Source organism: Rhodoblastus sp. (assembly GCF_019449565.1).
In the GTDB taxonomy this organism is placed as follows: Bacteria; Pseudomonadota; Alphaproteobacteria; order Rhizobiales; family Beijerinckiaceae; genus Rhodoblastus.
In genome coordinates this window covers 111739-127837 of sequence record NZ_JAGRPM010000057.1, presented here as the reverse complement: position 1 = coordinate 127837, position 16099 = coordinate 111739, and the positions used below count along the sequence as shown (strand labels likewise).

The 16099-nt window shown below is 63.4% G+C and carries 16 protein-coding genes; 6 read left to right on the top strand and 10 right to left on the bottom strand.

What is annotated here, in order from left to right; all coding sequences use genetic code 11:
• Position 1: 1 nt before the first annotated feature.
• The 5 genes from QZ409_RS13315 to QZ409_RS13295 form a co-directional block, all read right to left on the bottom strand.
• A complete protein-coding gene (locus tag QZ409_RS13315; RefSeq protein ID WP_296712079.1) occupies positions 2-1624 on the bottom strand; it encodes an ABC transporter ATP-binding protein in 1623 nt (540 codons plus the stop codon).
• Complete coding sequence (locus QZ409_RS13310) at positions 1624-2721, bottom strand: ABC transporter permease (protein WP_296712076.1); 1098 nt, start codon at positions 2719-2721, stop codon at positions 1624-1626. The genes QZ409_RS13315 and QZ409_RS13310 overlap by 1 nt, the downstream gene beginning before the upstream one ends.
• Entirely contained in the window at positions 2721-3821 is a 1101-nt protein-coding gene (locus QZ409_RS13305) for a microcin C ABC transporter permease YejB (protein WP_296712072.1), read from the bottom strand. Before QZ409_RS13305 ends, QZ409_RS13310 begins: the two co-directional genes overlap by 1 nt.
• Positions 3822-3834: 13 nt before the next feature.
• Positions 3835-5709 carry an extracellular solute-binding protein gene (locus tag QZ409_RS13300; protein WP_296712067.1) on the bottom strand — a complete coding sequence of 625 codons (1875 nt, stop codon included), beginning with the start codon at positions 5707-5709 and terminating at the stop codon, positions 3835-3837.
• A 115-nt stretch (positions 5710-5824) separates the two neighbouring features.
• Complete coding sequence (locus tag QZ409_RS13295; RefSeq protein ID WP_296712063.1) at positions 5825-6721, bottom strand: LysR substrate-binding domain-containing protein; 897 nt, start codon at positions 6719-6721, stop codon at positions 5825-5827.
• Between the two features lie 119 nt (positions 6722-6840).
• On the opposite strand from QZ409_RS13295, the gene QZ409_RS13290 reads away from it, so the two are divergent.
• Together QZ409_RS13290 and QZ409_RS13285 are read left to right on the top strand one after the other, a co-directional pair.
• On the top strand, positions 6841-7254 hold the full coding sequence (locus QZ409_RS13290; protein ID WP_296712058.1) for a CidA/LrgA family protein: 414 nt from the start codon (positions 6841-6843) through the stop codon (positions 7252-7254).
• The gene (locus tag QZ409_RS13285; protein ID WP_296712055.1) at positions 7235-7948 is read left to right on the top strand and encodes an LrgB family protein; all 714 of its coding nucleotides are present in this window, start codon (positions 7235-7237) and stop codon (positions 7946-7948) included. The genes QZ409_RS13290 and QZ409_RS13285 overlap by 20 nt, the downstream gene beginning before the upstream one ends.
• A 12-nt stretch (positions 7949-7960) precedes the next feature.
• On the opposite strand, the gene QZ409_RS13280 is transcribed toward QZ409_RS13285, so the two are convergent.
• Together QZ409_RS13280 and QZ409_RS13275 are read right to left on the bottom strand one after the other, a co-directional pair.
• Positions 7961-8971, bottom strand: coding sequence for an alpha/beta hydrolase (locus QZ409_RS13280; protein WP_296712052.1), 1011 nt, complete (start codon positions 8969-8971; stop codon positions 7961-7963).
• Positions 8972-9095: 124 nt separating this feature from the next.
• The gene (locus tag QZ409_RS13275; protein ID WP_296712049.1) at positions 9096-9629 is read right to left on the bottom strand and encodes a cytochrome c family protein; all 534 of its coding nucleotides are present in this window, start codon (positions 9627-9629) and stop codon (positions 9096-9098) included.
• Between the two features lie 109 nt (positions 9630-9738).
• On the opposite strand from QZ409_RS13275, the gene QZ409_RS13270 reads away from it, so the two are divergent.
• Together QZ409_RS13270 and QZ409_RS13265 are read left to right on the top strand one after the other, a co-directional pair.
• The gene (locus QZ409_RS13270) at positions 9739-10485 is read left to right on the top strand and encodes a 3-deoxy-manno-octulosonate cytidylyltransferase (RefSeq protein WP_296712045.1); all 747 of its coding nucleotides are present in this window, start codon (positions 9739-9741) and stop codon (positions 10483-10485) included.
• Positions 10482-11333 carry a prephenate dehydratase gene (locus tag QZ409_RS13265; protein ID WP_296712042.1) on the top strand — a complete coding sequence of 284 codons (852 nt, stop codon included), beginning with the start codon at positions 10482-10484 and terminating at the stop codon, positions 11331-11333. The genes QZ409_RS13270 and QZ409_RS13265 overlap by 4 nt, the downstream gene beginning before the upstream one ends.
• A 58-nt stretch (positions 11334-11391) precedes the next feature.
• Here the strand turns inward: QZ409_RS13265 and QZ409_RS13260 are convergent, their stop codons facing one another.
• Together QZ409_RS13260 and queC are read right to left on the bottom strand one after the other, a co-directional pair.
• Positions 11392-12468 (bottom strand): histidine kinase dimerization/phosphoacceptor domain -containing protein, encoded by a 1077-nt coding sequence (locus tag QZ409_RS13260; RefSeq protein ID WP_296712040.1) that lies wholly within the window; start codon positions 12466-12468, stop codon positions 11392-11394.
• Positions 12469-12760: 292 nt separating this feature from the next.
• On the bottom strand, positions 12761-13450 hold the full coding sequence (gene queC, locus QZ409_RS13255; protein WP_296712038.1) for a 7-cyano-7-deazaguanine synthase QueC: 690 nt from the start codon (positions 13448-13450) through the stop codon (positions 12761-12763).
• A 177-nt stretch (positions 13451-13627) separates the two neighbouring features.
• On the opposite strand from queC, the gene QZ409_RS13250 reads away from it, so the two are divergent.
• Positions 13628-14764 carry an aminodeoxychorismate synthase component I gene (locus QZ409_RS13250; RefSeq protein ID WP_296712035.1) on the top strand — a complete coding sequence of 379 codons (1137 nt, stop codon included), beginning with the start codon at positions 13628-13630 and terminating at the stop codon, positions 14762-14764.
• Positions 14716-15387: an aminotransferase class IV gene (locus QZ409_RS13245; protein ID WP_296712034.1), complete on the top strand. Its 672-nt coding sequence runs from the start codon at positions 14716-14718 to the stop codon at positions 15385-15387. The genes QZ409_RS13250 and QZ409_RS13245 overlap by 49 nt, the downstream gene beginning before the upstream one ends.
• On the opposite strand, the gene QZ409_RS13240 is transcribed toward QZ409_RS13245, so the two are convergent.
• Entirely contained in the window at positions 15388-15960 is a 573-nt protein-coding gene (locus QZ409_RS13240) for an HXXEE domain-containing protein (protein ID WP_296712030.1), read from the bottom strand.
• Positions 15961-16099: the final 139 nt, after the last annotated feature.

Below are 16099 nucleotides of genomic sequence, written 5' to 3'. Positions count from 1 at the left end.
CTTACTGCAGCGCGTCGAGGTTGAACGCCGCGGCGAACAGTTCCTGCGTATATTTTTCTCGCGGATTGGCGAAAATCTCGGCGGCCGAACCCTGTTCGACAATCTTCCCGTCGCGCATCACCGCGATTTGGGAGGCCAGCGCCTTTACCAATTTCAGATCGTGGCTGATGAACAGGTAAGACAGGTTGCGCCTCACTTGCAGGTCGCGCAGCAGATCGACGATTTGCGCCTGTACGGAGCGGTCGAGCGCGGAGGTTGGCTCGTCGAGCACGATGATTTCGGGATCGAGCGCCAAGGCCCGGGCGATGGCGATGCGCTGGCGCTGGCCGCCGGAAAATTCATGCGGATAGCGGTCCATGGTGGACGGATCGATGCCAGTGTCGGTCAAGGCGCGGGCGACGACAGTCCGGCGTTCGGCGGGCGTTAGCCCCTTGTTCTGGATCAGAAGGCCTTCCTCGACGATCTCGCCGACCGACATGCGCGGCGACAGCGAGCCATAGGGGTCCTGAAACACGACCTGCAAAGCCTTGCGCAGGGGCCGCATCTGCCGCGCCGAAAAGCCTTCGATATTCTGGCCGAGATAAACGATCGGCCCCTCAGAGCGGATCAGGCGCAGCAGCGCCAGCCCGAGCGTGGTCTTGCCGGAGCCGGATTCGCCGACAAGAGCCAGCGTTTGGCCCTTGCGCAGGGCGAGCGATACGCCGTCCACGGCCTTCACATAGGCGCTGGCGCGACGGAAAAAACCTTTCTTGATCGGAAACCAGACCCGCAGACCCTGCGTCGCCAGCACTTCGGGGGCTTCCGGATCGGCGGGCGGCGCGGCCCCCTTGGGTTCGGCGGCGAGCAGCATTTTCGTATATTCGTGCCGGGGCGCGCGGAACAGCTCCGCCGTCGCGCCGGTTTCGACAATGGCCCCCTGCTTCATCACCGCGACATCGTCGGCCATGCGGCGGACGATGCCGAGATCATGCGTGATGAACAGGATCGCCATGCCATAGCGCGCCTGAAGATCGCGTAACAGGATCAGGATCTGGGCCTGCACCGTCACGTCGAGCGCGGTGGTCGGCTCGTCGGCGATCAGCAGGTCGGGGCGGTTGGCGAGCGCCATGGCGATCATCACGCGCTGGCGCTGGCCCCCGGACAATTCATGCGGAAAGGCGTCGAGCCGCTGCTCGGCGTTTTGCAACCCGACCTCGCGCAACAGCTCCAACGTCCGCGCGCGGCGTTTGTCGCGCGAAAACATGCCGTGGATTTCGAGAATTTCCCCGATCTGCTTCTCGATCCGGTGCAGCGGATTGAGCGAGGTCATAGGCTCCTGGAACACCATGCCGATCCGTGCGCCGCGTATCTCCCGCAGCACGGCTTCGTCGGCGCCGATGAGTTCGCGGCCCTGAAAGCGGATCGAGCCGCCAAGGATTTTCGCGCCCGGGGCCAGCAGGCGCACGATGGCGAGCGCGGTGACTGATTTGCCCGAGCCGGATTCGCCGACCAGTCCGAGCGTTTTTCCGCGTTCGAGCCGCAGCGAGGCGTTCTCGACCGCGCGCGATTCCCGTCCCGTAGGCCCGAAGCCGACGCTCAGGTTCTCGATTTCGAGCAGCGGCGCGTCGCTCACGCTCAGGGCCATCAAAAGCCCTTTCTCGGATCGAAGGCGTCGCGCAAGGCCTCGCCGGTGAAGACGAGCAGCGACAGCGTGACGGCGATCACCGCGAAGCCGGAGAGGCCAAGCCAGGGCGCTTGCAGATTGCTCTTGCCCTGCAACAGCAGTTCTCCGAGCGAAGGCGAGCCGGGCGGCAGGCCGAAGCCCAGAAAGTCCAGCGAGGTCAAGGTGGTGATCGAGGAATTGAGAATGAAGGGCAGGAAGGTCAGCGTCGCCACCATGGCGTTGGGCAGCACATGCTTGACCATGATCTTGCGATTGGACAGTCCGAGCGCCCGCGCTGCGCGGACGTAATCGAAATTGCGCGCGCGCAAAAATTCGGCGCGAACGACATGGACCAGATTGACCCAGGAAAAGGCGAGCAGAATGAACAGCAGCACGAAGAAGCTCGGCGTCACGATGGCCGACAGAATGATCAGCAGGTAGAGGCTTGGCAGCGACGACCAGATTTCTATGAAGCGTTGGAAGATCAGGTCGGTCCAGCCGCCGAAATAGCCCTGGATCGCGCCTGCGGCGACGCCGACGAAAGAGGAAATGCCCGCGAGCAGCAGGCCGAACAGCACGGAAATCCGGAAGCCATAGATCAGCCGCGCCACCACGTCGCGGCCCTGATCGTCGGTGCCGAGCCAGTTCCATTCAATCTGGCTGCAATTCTGCGCCGGCTCCCCCGCGAAGGTTTTGCCGTGAGAGCATTGCTCATTGGTCAGCGACCAGGTCGGGGGCGACGGCGCGGGCGTGGGCAAAGCGAGGTTGTGGGTATTGTAGGAATAGCGGATCGGCGGCCACAACAGCCAGCCGTTTGCCTCGATTTCCTTGAAGATGACCGGGTCGCGGTAGTCGGTCTCGGCGAGGAAGCCGCCGAATTTGTCTTCCGGGTAATCGACCAGCGCCGGGAACAACAGCTCGCCCTTGTAGGAGACGAGGATCGGCTTGTCATTGGCGATGAATTCGGCGCCGAGCGAGGCGACGAAGGCGATGATGAAGATCCAGAAGGCGAAGAAGCCGCGCCGGTTACGCTTGAAGACTTCGAGGCGGCGGCGGCTGATCGGCGTGAGCGAAAACATCACGTCTCCCGCGTCTCGAAATCGATGCGCGGGTCGATCCACGCATAGGTCAAGTCGGAGAGCAGATTGATCGCGAGGCCGAGCAAAGCGAAAATATAGAGATTGGCGAAGACCACCGGGTAATCGCGGTTGAGGGTCGATTCGAACGAGAGCAGGCCCAGCCCGTCGAGCGAGAAGATCGTCTCGATCAGCAGCGAGCCGGTGAAGAAGGCCGAGATGAAGGCGCCCGGAAAACCGGAAATCACGATCAGCATGGCGTTGCGGAAGACATGGCCATAAAGCACGCGCCGCTCGGTGAGACCCTTCATCCGCGCCGTGACGACATATTGCTTGCGGATTTCGTCGATGAAGGCGTTCTTGGTCAGGAAGGTGGTGGTGGCGAAGGCGCCGAGCGTGAGGGCCGAGACCGGCAGCACGATGTGCCAGAGATAGTCCTTGATCTTCCCGAACAGGGTTAGATCGGCGAAGCCGTCCGAAGTCAGGCCGCGCAGCGGGAAGAATTGCCAGAACGAGCCGCCCGCAAATAGTACGATCAGCAGGATGGCGAACAGGAAGCTCGGGATGGCGTAGCCGATGATGATGACGGCGGAGGTCCAGGTGTCGAAGGCCTCGCCCTCGCGCTGCGCCTTGGCGATGCCGAGTGGAATCGAGATGATGTAGGACAGAAAGGTCATCCACAGGCCGAGCGACATGGAGACCGGCAGTTTTTCCTTGATCAGCTGCAACACCGGCGCGTCGCGGAAATAGGAGCGGCCGAAGTCGAACACCGCATAATTGCGGATCATCAGCCAGAAGCGTTCGAGCGGCGGCTTGTCAAAGCCGAATTGCTTTTCCAGTTCGGCGATGAATTTGGGGTCGAGACCCTGCGCGCCGCGATATTTGCCGGAAAATTCCGACGCCGCCCCGCCGCGTCCGACGGCGATGCCGCTGTTGCCGCCGCCAAAACGCGAGGTCGCCCCGGAATCCTGGCCCTGCATCTGCGCCAGCACCCGTTCCACCGGCCCGCCGGGGGCGAATTGCACGATGAGAAAGGATAGAGCCAGAATCCCGAACAGGGTCGGGATCATCAGCAGGATGCGGCGCGCGATGTAAAAGGCCATCAGGATCTGGCCATCATGATTTGGCTTTCACCGCTGCGGCTTTTTCGGCGTCCCACCACCACAGGGACGAAATGCCGAGGTCGAGCTTGGGAACCGCCTCGGGGCGGCCGAACACGTCCCAGGCGGCGATGCGCCGGTTGGGCGAGAACCAGTTCGGAATCCAATAATGGCCGGAGCGCAGCACGCGGTCGAGCACGCGGCAGACAACCACCAGCTCGGCGCGTGACTGGGCCTTGAGCGCCTTGTCGATCAGGATATCCACGGCGGAATCATCAATGCCCGCCAAATTCAAGCCGCCGGGCGTCTTGCCGGATTGCGAGCCGAAATAGGCGAGCAATTCGTCGCCGGGCACGCCGCCGACCATCTTGCGGTCGATGACCACGTCGAAATCAAAATTGTCGATACGCTGCTTGTATTGGGCGGAATCCACGGCGCGCAGGCGCGGATCGATGCCGAGCAGCTTCATGTTTTTGAACATGGGCTGGACGACCTTGTCGAAGGCATTGGAGAATTCCAGCACTTCGAAGGTGAGCGGCGTCCCGTCGGGCAGCAGCAATTGCGAACCTTCGCGCCGGCAGCCGGCTTCCTTGAGCAGAGTGTTGGCGCGTTGCAGCAGGGCGCGGTCCTGACCCGAACCGTCGGAGACGGGCGGAATGAAGGGCGGTCCGAATACATCCGCCGGAACTTTTGCGCGCAGAGGCTCCAGAATGGCGAGTTCTTCCGGCGAAGGCAGGCCCTCCGCCTTCATGTCGGTGTTTTCGAAATAGCTCACCGTGCGCTTATAGGCGCCATAGAACAGGTTGCGGTTGTCCCATTCGAAATCGAGGCAACAGCCGAGCGCTTCGCGCACGCGCGGATCCTTGAAAATCGGGCGCCGCAGATTGAAGAAAAAGCCCTGGAAGCCGGGGCTGCGCCGGTCCGGGATCTCCATTTTGACGACGCGGCCGTCGCGCACGGCGGGGAAGTCGTAACCCGTCGCCCATTCCGAGGCGGTCGCGGACTCGTGCAGGTTCACGGTCCCGGATTTGAAGGCCTCGAAGCCGACCGCGCGCTCGCCGAAATAATCATAGCGGATGCGGTCGAAATTGTTCTGGCCGACATTGACCGGCAGATCCTTGGCCCAATAATCCGGCACGCGGTCATAGGCGATATAGCGGCCCTGTTCGAACGCGCCGATCTTGTAAGCGCCCGAGCCGAGCGGCGGCTCCATGCCGGAACGCTCGAAGCTATGGGCCTTGTAATAGGCCTCGGACAGGATCGGCTGGCCGGCGATATTCAGGATGGAATCGCGCCCAAAGCCCTCGCGCAAGCTCACCAGCACGACGTCATCCGCCTCGGCGACGGCATTTTCGAGATCGCGCAGCAATTGCCGGATCAGAGGATGGCCTTTTTCGCGCAAAATGAGCAGCGAAAAGGCCACGTCTTTCGCCGTCAGCGGCGACCCGTCGTGGAATCGCGCCTCGGGCCGCAGATGGAAACGATATTGGCGCCTGTCCGGCGAAATCTCGACGGCGCGGGCGACGAGGCCATAAAGCGCATTGTCCTCGTCGAGGCTGCCCGCCATCAGGCTGTCGTTGATCAGTGAGAGGCCCGTAGCCGGATTGCCCTGAAGGATCAGGCCATTGAGCGAGTCATAGGAGGTCGCCACCGCCTCCATGATCAATTGCCCACCCCGGGGGGCGCCCGGCTTCGCATAGGGAAAATTGGGGAAATTTTCCGGCAGGTTCAGCTCGCCGAACGAGGAAAGCCCATAGGTCTTGCGCCAGCCCTTTTCTTCTGCCGACGGGAGGTCTTGGCCCGCGCGCAGGGGCAGACCGAACAGGGGCAGGGCGGCGGCTGATAGCAGCGCGGCGCGCCTCGTGAGCGTGAGTTGGGCGAATGGATGCAAGGAAGCCTCGACAAGAGGGCGGAGATTCGCCAGCCATTATGTCGTTTTTGCGCCGGGACGCCAGCGGCAAGGGGTCAGCAAGGGGTTAGAAGGCGCGGGCTGGCGGCGCGAGGGGTCAGGGGATATCGTCGCCAGGGCGGAAGGCCTCTCTCGTCAGCGCCAGCCAGGCCCGTGCGGCGTCCGAAAGATAGGCGCCGCCGCGCCAGACCAGCGCCAGCCGCCAGTCCATTTCGGGTTCGTCGAGAAGCACGCTGACCGGCCCGCCCGGCGGGCGGCGCTGGTCGAGAAGGCGCGGCAGGAAGGCGACGCCGAGACCGGCGCCGGCGAGTTCGACGATGAAGTCGGTCTGGCTGGAAAGGGCGGCGATCCTGGGTTCGAAGCCGGCCTTGCGGCAACTGTTGACGATGACGCGATTCAGCGCGAAGCCGCGTTCGAACAGCAGCAGCGGACTGTCGTGAAGGTCCTTGATGGTCAGACGCTCGCGCGCGGCGAGCGGATGGCTGGCCGGCAACAGCGCCATCAGCGGCTCGCGCCGCAATTCGAGCCATTCGAGATCTTCCTCGATCGGCATCAGGGATGCGGCGAAATCAATCTCCCCGCGCCGCAGGATTTCTTCGAGCCGGTCGCTGCCCTGTTCTGCGAGCCTGATCTCCACGCTTGGATAAAGCTGCCTGAATTTCGCAAAAAGCGGGGCGAACAAGACGCCGCTGCCCAATGGCGGCAGGCCGAGCCGAAGCACGCCGCGCTTGAGGCCCTGCAGCGCGTCCAGCTCCGCCCCGAGGTCGTCGCGTTCGGCGAGCAGCCTTTGGGCGCGGCGATAGACGACTTCTCCCACAGCGGTCACGGTCGGGCCCTGGGCGAGGCGGTCAAGCAGAGGCGAGCCGACTTCCTCCTCCAGTTGCCGGATGGATTTGCTGACCGCCGATTGCGTGCTGCCGAGGGCGTTGGCGGCGGCGGTAAAGCCTTTGTGACGGACGACCTCGACGAAAATGCGCAGATTTTTGAATTCCATCTGCATTCCAATATGGAATGATATTCATTCAATCAATTCATTTTTAGAATGCTGCAATGCGGTATAGACTAATGTCTAGGTCGGGGCCTCTCGCAGGCGCCGGGGCCGAGGACAAAACCATGACCGCACGCCGCATTCGCATCACCTTTCGCCATTTCATCCATCACAGCCGACTGGTTCAAATTGGGCTGATCGTCGCGCTTTGGTTCGTGGGCGGGCAAATCGGGAAGGCGCTTCAACTTCCCATTCCGGGCGGCGTCATCGGCATGAGCCTGGCGCTCGTCCTGCTGATGACCGGCGGCGTCAGCCTCTTTAGCATGAAGCGCGGCGCGGACTGGTTCCTGGCCGAAATGCTGCTGTTCTTCGTCCCGGCGGTGCTTGGCGTGCTGGATCATCGCGAGTTTCTTGGCCTGCTGGGCCTCAAGATCCTGGCGGTCATCCTGCTGAGCACCGTCGCGGTGATGGCCATGACGGCCTTGACCGTCGATCTGATCTTCCGTTGGAGCGAGAAACATGAGCGACTGGCCTCTTAGCCGGCTCGACCCGGCCCTCCATATGCTGTTCTGGTCGGCCGCCACGGTGGCTTGCTATCTGCTGTCCAAGCGCATCTACCGCAAATGGCCGAAATGGTGGCTCACGCCGCTCGCCGCCGCGCCGGCGGCGCTGATCGTGGCGGCGCTCGTCCTCAAGGAAGATTATCGCGATTATTTCCATAGCGCCGGCTGGCTGCTGGCGTTGCTCGGGCCGGCGACGGTCGCTTTCGCCGTGCCGATCTATGAACAGCGCGCTCTGATCCGCCGCCATTGGCCGGTTCTGCTCGCGGGCATGGTCGTCGGCAGCCTCGTCGCCATGGCGACGAGCTGGGGGCTGGCCGCCGCGCTGGGGTTGAGCGGCGTCCTTCAGCTCAGCCTGACACCGCGCTCGATGAGTACGCCCTTCGCCATGCAGGTGTCCGGCGAAATCGGCGGCATTCCCGATCTGACGGCGATTTTCGTGGTCATGACAGGCGTGTTCGGCGCGGTCATCGGCGAGTTCCTGCTGGCGCGCATGAATTTGCGCTCGGCTCTGGCGCGGGGCGCCCTGTTCGGCGTCGGCGCGCATGGAGCAGGCACGGCCAAGGCACATCAAATCGGACAGGTCGAGGGCGCCGTTTCCGGCCTCGTCATGGTGCTGGTCGGCCTGCTTAACGTGCTGGCGGCCCCGGCCCTTGCGCATTTCCTCCGCTAAGGGAGGGGCATCTTATCGCGCCAAGGCCTTGAGCAATTCCGCGTGGAAGCGGTCGGGCTCCTCCATCTGCGGCGCGTGGCCGAGGCCGGGAAATTCGATCAGCCGCCCGTTGGGGATCATGGCGGCGGCTTCCTTGCCGAGTACGTCATAATGGCCGAGGCGCTTTTTCACGTCGGGCGGGGCGATGTCGCCGCCGATCGCGGTGGTGTCGGCCGTGCCGATCATCAGCGTTGTGGGGACCTTGAGGTCGCGGAATTCGTAATAGACCGGCTGGGTGAAGATCATGTCGTAGATCAGCGCCGAATTCCAGGCGACGATCTCATGGCCCGGACCCTTGTTGAGGCCAGCCAGCATGTCGACCCATTTCTCGTAGGCCGGATTCCAGCGGCCGACATAATAGGTCGCCTGTTCATAGGCGCGGACGTTTTCGGCCGAGAGCTTCAGCTCGCGCTGAAACCATTGATCGACGGTGCGATAAGGAACGCCCTTGGCCTTCCAGTCCTCAAGGCCGATGGGATTGACCAGAACCAGCCCTGAAACCTCTTCCGGATACATCAGCGCATAGCGGGTCGCCAGCATGCCGCCGGTCGAATGGGCGATCAGGGCGGGCTTCTGGACGCCGAGTTGCGCGAGCAGGGCATGGGTATTGGTCGCCAGCTGCTGGAACGAATATTGGTAATGCGCGGGCTTGGTGGAGGCGCAAAAGCCGATCTGGTCCGGCGCGATGACCCGGTAGCCGGCCTGCGAGAGCGCCGCGATGGTCTGCTCCCAGCTCGCGGCGCAGAAATTCTTGCCATGCAGCACCACGGCCGTGCGTCCATTGCCCGGCCCCGCTGGCGCAACATCCATATAGGCCATGGACAATTTTTCGCCCTGCGACTCGAAATCGAAACGCTGCACGGCGTAAGGATAGGCGAAGCCTTCGAGCTGCGGGCCATAGGCCGGAGTCTCGGCGACGGCTGGCGCGGCGGCCAACGCAGCGCCGGAAAGGAACAGCGCGGCAACGGCGAAAATTTTGGACATGGCTTTCATCTGTACCTCGGCATTTGGCGCGTCGGGTTCAGATAGGACGCCTTCCGTGCATTTTCATCCGCAACGAAAAAGCCGGGGACTGGCCCCGGCTTCAACATGCGCTTAAACGTTCGACTTACTTCGCGGCCGGCAGCGGAACCGGGGCGTCGGAGAGCGAACGCAGGTAGACGATGATGTCGGCGCGCTTGCCGGCGTCCGGCTCGCCGCCGAAGCCCATCTTGGTGCCGGCGACAAAGGTCTTGGGGCTGGTGATGAAGGCGTCGAGATCTTCAAAGGTCCATTTGCCGCCCTTGGCCTTCAGCGCGTCGGAATAGCCGAAGCCGGCTTCGCTGGCCTTGGCGCGATCCACCACGCCATAAAGGTTCGGGCCGACCTTGGCGGGGGCGCCCTTGTCGAAGCTGTGGCAGGTGGCGCAGACCTTGGTGAGGGCCTTGCCCTTGTCGGCGTCGGCCTTGGCCAGCAGGTTGGGCAGCGGGACGGCGGCGACCGGAGCGGCCTTCTTCGCGGGCTCGGCGCCGCTGGGAAGATCGAAGCCCGGCGGGTTCGCGGGCTGGGCCACGACGAGCGCATTGCTGAAAAGGCCAAGGAAAAGGGCGAACAGGATGGCGCCGAAAAGCGCCCCGTAAACACGGTAGTCGAGAAGGAACATGCCGCAATCTCCGCTGGGACGGCCTCTGATAAACGCTTTGCCTCATGCTTGGCAACACGTATAAGCGGCGAAAATCCTCATAAATTAAGCCTAGTCGCCCAGCTCAGCCATGACCGAAAACGTCCTCATCGTCATTCCCGCCCGCCTCGCCTCGACCCGGCTGCCCGACAAGCCGCTGGCCGAGCTTTGCGGCGCGCCGATGATCGTCCAGGTTTTTCGCCGCGCGGTGGAGGCGGGGATCGGGCCGGTGCTGGTCGCGGCCGACGGGCCGGAGATCGCGGCGGCGATCAGACAGGCCGGCGGCGAGGCCGTCGTGACGGATCCCGACCTGCCCTCGGGCTCGGACCGCATCTTCGCCGCCCTGCAAAGCTATGATCCCGGACGGCGCTATGATGTGATCGTCAATCTGCAAGGCGACCTGCCGACCATCGACCCGGCCAGCGTGCGCGCCTCGCTCGCGCCGCTCGCCAACCCGGCGGTCGATATCGCCACGCTCGCCGCGCGAATCGCCCGCGACGAGGAGCGCATGGACCCTAATGTGGTCAAGGCGGTGGGCTCGCCCATCGGACCGTCCCGCCTGCGCGCGCTCTATTTCACCCGCGCCACCGCGCCCTGGGGCGAGGGCGACCTGTTTCACCACATCGGCCTTTACGCCTATCGCCGCGCCGCGCTGGAGCGTTTCGTGGCCCTGCCGCCCTCCGCGCTGGAAAGGCGCGAGAAGCTGGAGCAATTGCGGGCGCTGGAGGCGGGCATGCGCATCGACGTGGAAATCGTCGACACCGTGCCGCTCGGCGTCGACACCCCGGCCGATCTGGAGCGTGCGCGCAAAATCCTCGACGGAAGCAGCCAGAAATGAACAAGATCATTGCCTATCAGGGCGAACCGGGCGCGAATTCCCATATCGCCTGTTCCGACGTCTATCCCGGCTGGGACACCTTGCCCTGCGCCAGTTTCGAGGAGGCGCTTTCAGCCATCGGCGAGGGTCGCGCCGATCTCGGCATGATCCCGATCGAGAATTCGCTCGCGGGCCGCGTCGCCGATATCCATCATTTCCTGCCCGGCTCCGGCCTCTATATCGTCGGCGAATATTTCCTGCCGATCCATTTCCATCTGCTCGGCGTCAAGGGCGCGAAAATCGAGGATCTGCGCAGCGTCTACAGCCATGTCCATGCGCTCGGCCAATGCCGCAAGATCATCAAGAAATATAATCTGAAGGCCGTGACGACCGGCGATACCGCAGGTTCGGCGCGCGAAGTGGCGGAATGGGGCGACAAGAGCCGCGCCTCGCTCGCGCCGCTGCTCGCCGCCGAAATCTACGGCCTCGACGTGCTCGCCCGTTTTGTCGAGGACGAGGACCACAACACCACGCGCTTCGTCATCCTGTCGCGCGAGCCGCGCTCCGGCCCGCGCCCCGAGGGGCCGATGCTGACGACCTTCATCTTCCGCGTGCGCAACGTGCCCTCCGCGCTCTACAAGGCGCTCGGCGGCTTCGCCACCAATGGCGTCAACATGACCAAGCTCGAAAGCTATATGGTCAATGGCGAATTCGCGGCGACGCAATTTCTGGTGGATGTCGAGGGCTGCCCGGAAGACCCCAATCTCGCGCGCGCGCTGGAGGAATTGCAGTTCTTCAGCGAGGAAGTCCGGATTCTGGGCGCCTATCCGGCGCATCCGTTCCGGCAGGAGTTTGGCGGCGGGAGCTAGGGGTTGAAAGCCAACATTTGGTCCGCGCCAGCAAACAGCCGGGCATCCGCTTAGTCTTTTAAGATGATTGGGAAAGCGCAGCTTTCGCAAAGGAAATGATGACGCTCACGCCTTTGCCTGGCGACGAGGTCACAGCGACCCTTGCGCACGCATTTTCCCTCAGCGATTGGACAATGATCGCGCCGAGCTTTCCGGGCTTCGGCCAGATCGCGCCAACGGGCAAACCAACGCCATCGTCGGCGACCACAATGTGGCAGCCGTAATCGTCGATCAGGCTGTGAAGTTTGATGGCGCCGCCTTCGCCACCCGCGAAGGCGTGTTTGAGCGAGTTGGTCAGCAGCTCGTTCACGACAAGTCCCGCAGGCATGGCCACGTCCACCGATACGGGCCAGGTATCGAGTTTCATGTCGAGACGGACGCCTTCCGCAGCGTGCGCCTGCATGACCGCCGTCGCGATCTGTCCGAGATAGGCGCCAAGATCGACGTTGTCGTTGGAATTTTCTCGCGTGAGCGCATCATAAAGGACAGCCAGAGCGTTGATCCTGCCGGCAAGCCGATCGAAGCGCTCGCCAGTTGCGTTATCCGGCACATTGCGCGCTTCCGATCGGATCAGGGCCGTAATCATCTGCAGATTGTTTTTGACGCGGTGCTGGAGCTCCCGGAGAAGAATGTCGTTGTCTTGCAATGCTTTCGCCCGACCGCCGCCGCAAGTCTCTTGCCCCGCCACTCCCACCAGAGCGACAAGACGGAATTTCGGTTTTCCAGCCGCGTCCTCGATCATGTTGGACCAGGCAGTCACATTCACCGACCCCGTTTCTCGCTCGATCGTGAATTCGCCGATATATTCCGCATCGTCTCGGACCGCGTCGCCCAGCAGGCGGTCGTCGTCGGCCGAGGCGGAGATCCCAGGCAGCGCTCTCCAACTCCGGCCCTCGATTTCTGCAGCCGATCGACCCGTCAGCCGCTCGAATTCGAGATTGGCGTATGTGACGATCTCGGAAGGGTGGAGTTCCGAGACGGCGACAGCCACCGGCGCATGATCAAGGAACTGCTTGAACCGGTTATTGTCCAGCGCCTCGGACAGATCAGCTGTATCGAGCAGAGCTTCAATCCCGTCGGCATCATCTTTGGTCATCGAATTTCCCTAATTCGCGCGCCGCCAGGACCAAGCCGAGACGGCCGCCGAACTCTGCCGCCTACAAGACTATCATCAGAAACGCGCCCAATTGCGGCCCAATCGACAAATTGGGACTATTGGGGCGCCCTCGAGCGTGTCCAGAGCAATGTTTTTTCAACGCTCGGGAAATCGCTCCGAAAAAATCAAAAAATTCCGAATAGATCTAACATGCGGCGTTCTGGCGCCGTAGCGTCGGAATTTACCTATGACGACGATCCGGCGCCGCCTTGGATGGATCACGAGCGCCGGCTCATCGCCCTGCCCGCCATTTCGCAAAACCATCCGCGCGCAGGCGGCAGGCCGGGCATTCGCCGCACCCAAAACCCCAGTCGTGGCGTTGGCCGCGTTCGCCGAGATAGCAGGTGTGGCTGTGTTCGACGATGGTCTCGACCAGCGCCGAGCCACCGAGGTTTTGGGCCAACGCCCAGCTTTGCGCCTTGTCGAGCCACATCAGCGGCGTTTCCAGCACGAATCGGCTCTCCATGCCGATATTCAGCGCGACCTGCATGGCCTTGATGGTGTCGTCGCGGCAATCGGGATAGCCGGAAAAATCGGTCTCGCACATGCCGCCGACGATGCGTGTCAGCCCTCGCCGATAGGCCAGCGCGGCGGCGAAGGTCAGAAAGATCAGGTTGCGGCCGGGCACAAAAGTGTTGGGCAGGTTTTTCGCGCCCATTTCGATGGACTTAGCGCGGGTCAAGGCAGTGTCCGAGACGGCGCCGAGCGCCGCAAGGTCCAGCAAATGGTCCGGGCCGAGCCTCTTGCCCCATTCAGGCTTGAGCCGAGCCAGCGAGTCGCGCAAAAAACCGCGCTGGTCCAATTCGATGCGGTGGAGCTGGCCATAATCGAAGCCGAGCGTCTCGACGCGCTCGTAGCGCTCCAGCGCCCAGGCGAGGCAGGTGGTGGAATCCTGCCCGCCGGAAAACAGAACCAAGGCCATGCGTCGCCCTCCTGAAAAAGTCTGCCTACACCGGAGCGGCGCCCGCGTCCATTTTGACGCGCGCCAACCGCTTGCGCAGGCGAGCTTTTTCGCGCCCGCCTTTGCCAAGCGCCGCCATCTGCATTATCTCGCGGGGCGTGCGCGCCGAAAAAGCTGGCGCGCCACCGGGATTGAGCCTTGGTTCCTGAGCCGCCCTACTGCCTGATCGAAGACCGCGAAGCCGGCGAAACCCTGCTATTCGCCGAACCGCGCGCGATCTTAACGGCGCATCGAGCCGAGGAGGTCGCGGGCGCCTTCTCGGCCTTGCAGAAGGCGGTGGGCGAAGGGTATTTCGTCGCCGGCTCCGTCGCCTATGAATGCGGCTACGCTCTGGAGCCGCGTCTCGCGCCGCTGCTGAGCCCCCGCGCAAAAAAGCCGCTGCTGCTGTTCGGCGTATTCGACGCCCCACGCCCGGCTCCGTCGCTCGCGCCTGCGGGCACCGCGGCGATCAAGGCGCTGGCTCCGGGCTGGAGTTTCGCCGAATATGAAAAACGCTTCGCGGCCTGCCGAGATTATATCGTTGCGGGCGACGTCTATCAGATCAACCTGACCTTCCCGATCACGGGCCAATGGCGCGGCACGGCGCTCGATCTGTACCGCCTGCTGCGGGCGCGCCAGCCGGTCGAACTTGGCGGAATCATTGCGCTGGGGCCTGAGACGATCCTGTCGGTTTCGCCGGAGATTTTCTTTTCGACGCAAGGCGACAGGATTTCCGCGCGGCCCATGAAAGGCACCGCGCGGCGCGGAGCGACGCCCGAGGCTGACCGCGCCTTGGCCGAGGCCTTGGCGCGCGACGACAAGAACCGCGCGGAAAACCTGATGATCGTCGATCTGCTGCGCAATGATATCAGTCGTCTGTCAGAGATCGGCTCCGTTCATGTGACGGATCTTTTCTCGGTCGCGACCTTCCCGACCCTGCATCAGATGACCTCCGGCGTGGAGGCGCGGCTGCGGCCGCGGCTGTCCTTTGAGGAAATCTTCGCGGGGCTGTTTCCCTGCGGCTCGGTCACCGGCGCGCCAAAAATTCGCGCCATGGAAATCATCGCGGAGCTGGAGACGGCGCCGCGCGAAAATTATTGCGGGGCGATCGGCTATATCGCGCCGGGCGGCGACATGCGTTTCAATGTCGCCATCCGCACGCTGACGCTGGCGCCGGACGGGCGCCTGACCTGCCCGGTCGGCTCGGCGGTGGTGGCGGATTCGCGGGCGCGGGAGGAATATGACGAATGTCTGCTCAAGGCGCGCTTCCTGACGGGCGAGACGATTTCGGGCTGATCGAGACGCTGCTCTGGACCCGCGACGGCGGCTATTGGCTCGTCGAGCGCCATCGCGCGCGCATGGCCGCGTCGGCGGCGGCTTTAGGCTTTGTCTTCGCGCCGGAGGTTTTTGAGGCGGCGCTGGAGCGGGCCCGCGCGGGAGCAGAGGCCGAAGCCCTGCGGGTGCGGCTGGTCCTGAGCCGCGATGGCTCCATCGAGGCTGCCGCGGCGCCTTTTCAGCCTGATCCGCCCGAAAAAATCTGGCGCGTCGCTGTGGCGCCGACGCGCTTCGATTCGCGCGATAGTCTGCTGCGGCACAAGACCACGCGCCGCGCGCTTTACGAGGATGCGCTCGCCGCCTCGGGCGCCGATGAAGTGATTTTTCTCAACGAGCGCGACGAGATTTGCGAAGGCGCGCGCACGAATCTGTTCCTGGCGCGCGATGGCCTGTTGTTGACGCCGCCCCTCGCCAGCGGCCTGTTGCCCGGCGTTTTCCGCGAGACCCTTCTGGCGGAAGGCCGCGCGCGGGAGGCAGTTCTGGGCCTCGGCGATCTTCGCGAAAACTTTTTCGTGGGCAATTCCCTGCGCGGCCTGCTGAGGGCGCGACGAATTCAGGACGTGCGTGGCGGAGGTCGATGTTGATCAGGTCGCGAGCGGGCTCGGCGCTGGGGCCCGCATCCGGCGCGAGACCGGAATGATGATGGCGGCATGGATCGCGATGGCGACGCCAAGGCCGATCAGATGTTGGGCGACGGTCGCGGGCACGGCATAGAGCGCGTAACCGCCTAACGGAATGAAGACTGCCAGCGCCGTCACCAACCCTGGATTATATTCGCGAAACCGCAGCGCGACGACGCAATGGGCGACAGCGTTGACCGCCGCGAGATAAGGCGCGGCGAGGCCCCAGCCTGGTCCAAATTCCAGCGCCGCATAGAGCGCGATCAGGTTGAGGCCCCAGACGCCGGGCAGATTCACCCACAGCACGGTCAGTTTTGTCAGGGCCTCGCGTCCGCCAAAAACGCGGCTGTTGGCATAGGCGCGAAAGCGGTCGCCGGAGTGCTCTTCAAGCTGGTGGAGCATGTAGGCGGGGCCGAAGCTGTAAATCAGCGCCAGGGCCTCGCCGCGTCCTGCAAGCGCAAAGGGAGTGTAAAGCAGCAAATCGACCAGCAATACGGCGGTCGCAACCACCCAGTGCACATAAAAACGGTCAATCATGTCGAGACCATCCCGAAATCAAGGTCTGGGGGGCGATTCTGGAGCCAATCGTTTCCCGTTTTCGGTCGTCCCTGCAAGCAGAAGTTGCAGCGGGTCGTCGGCGGCATCCATGACGCGCCGCGCCGATTCTACCGCTGAC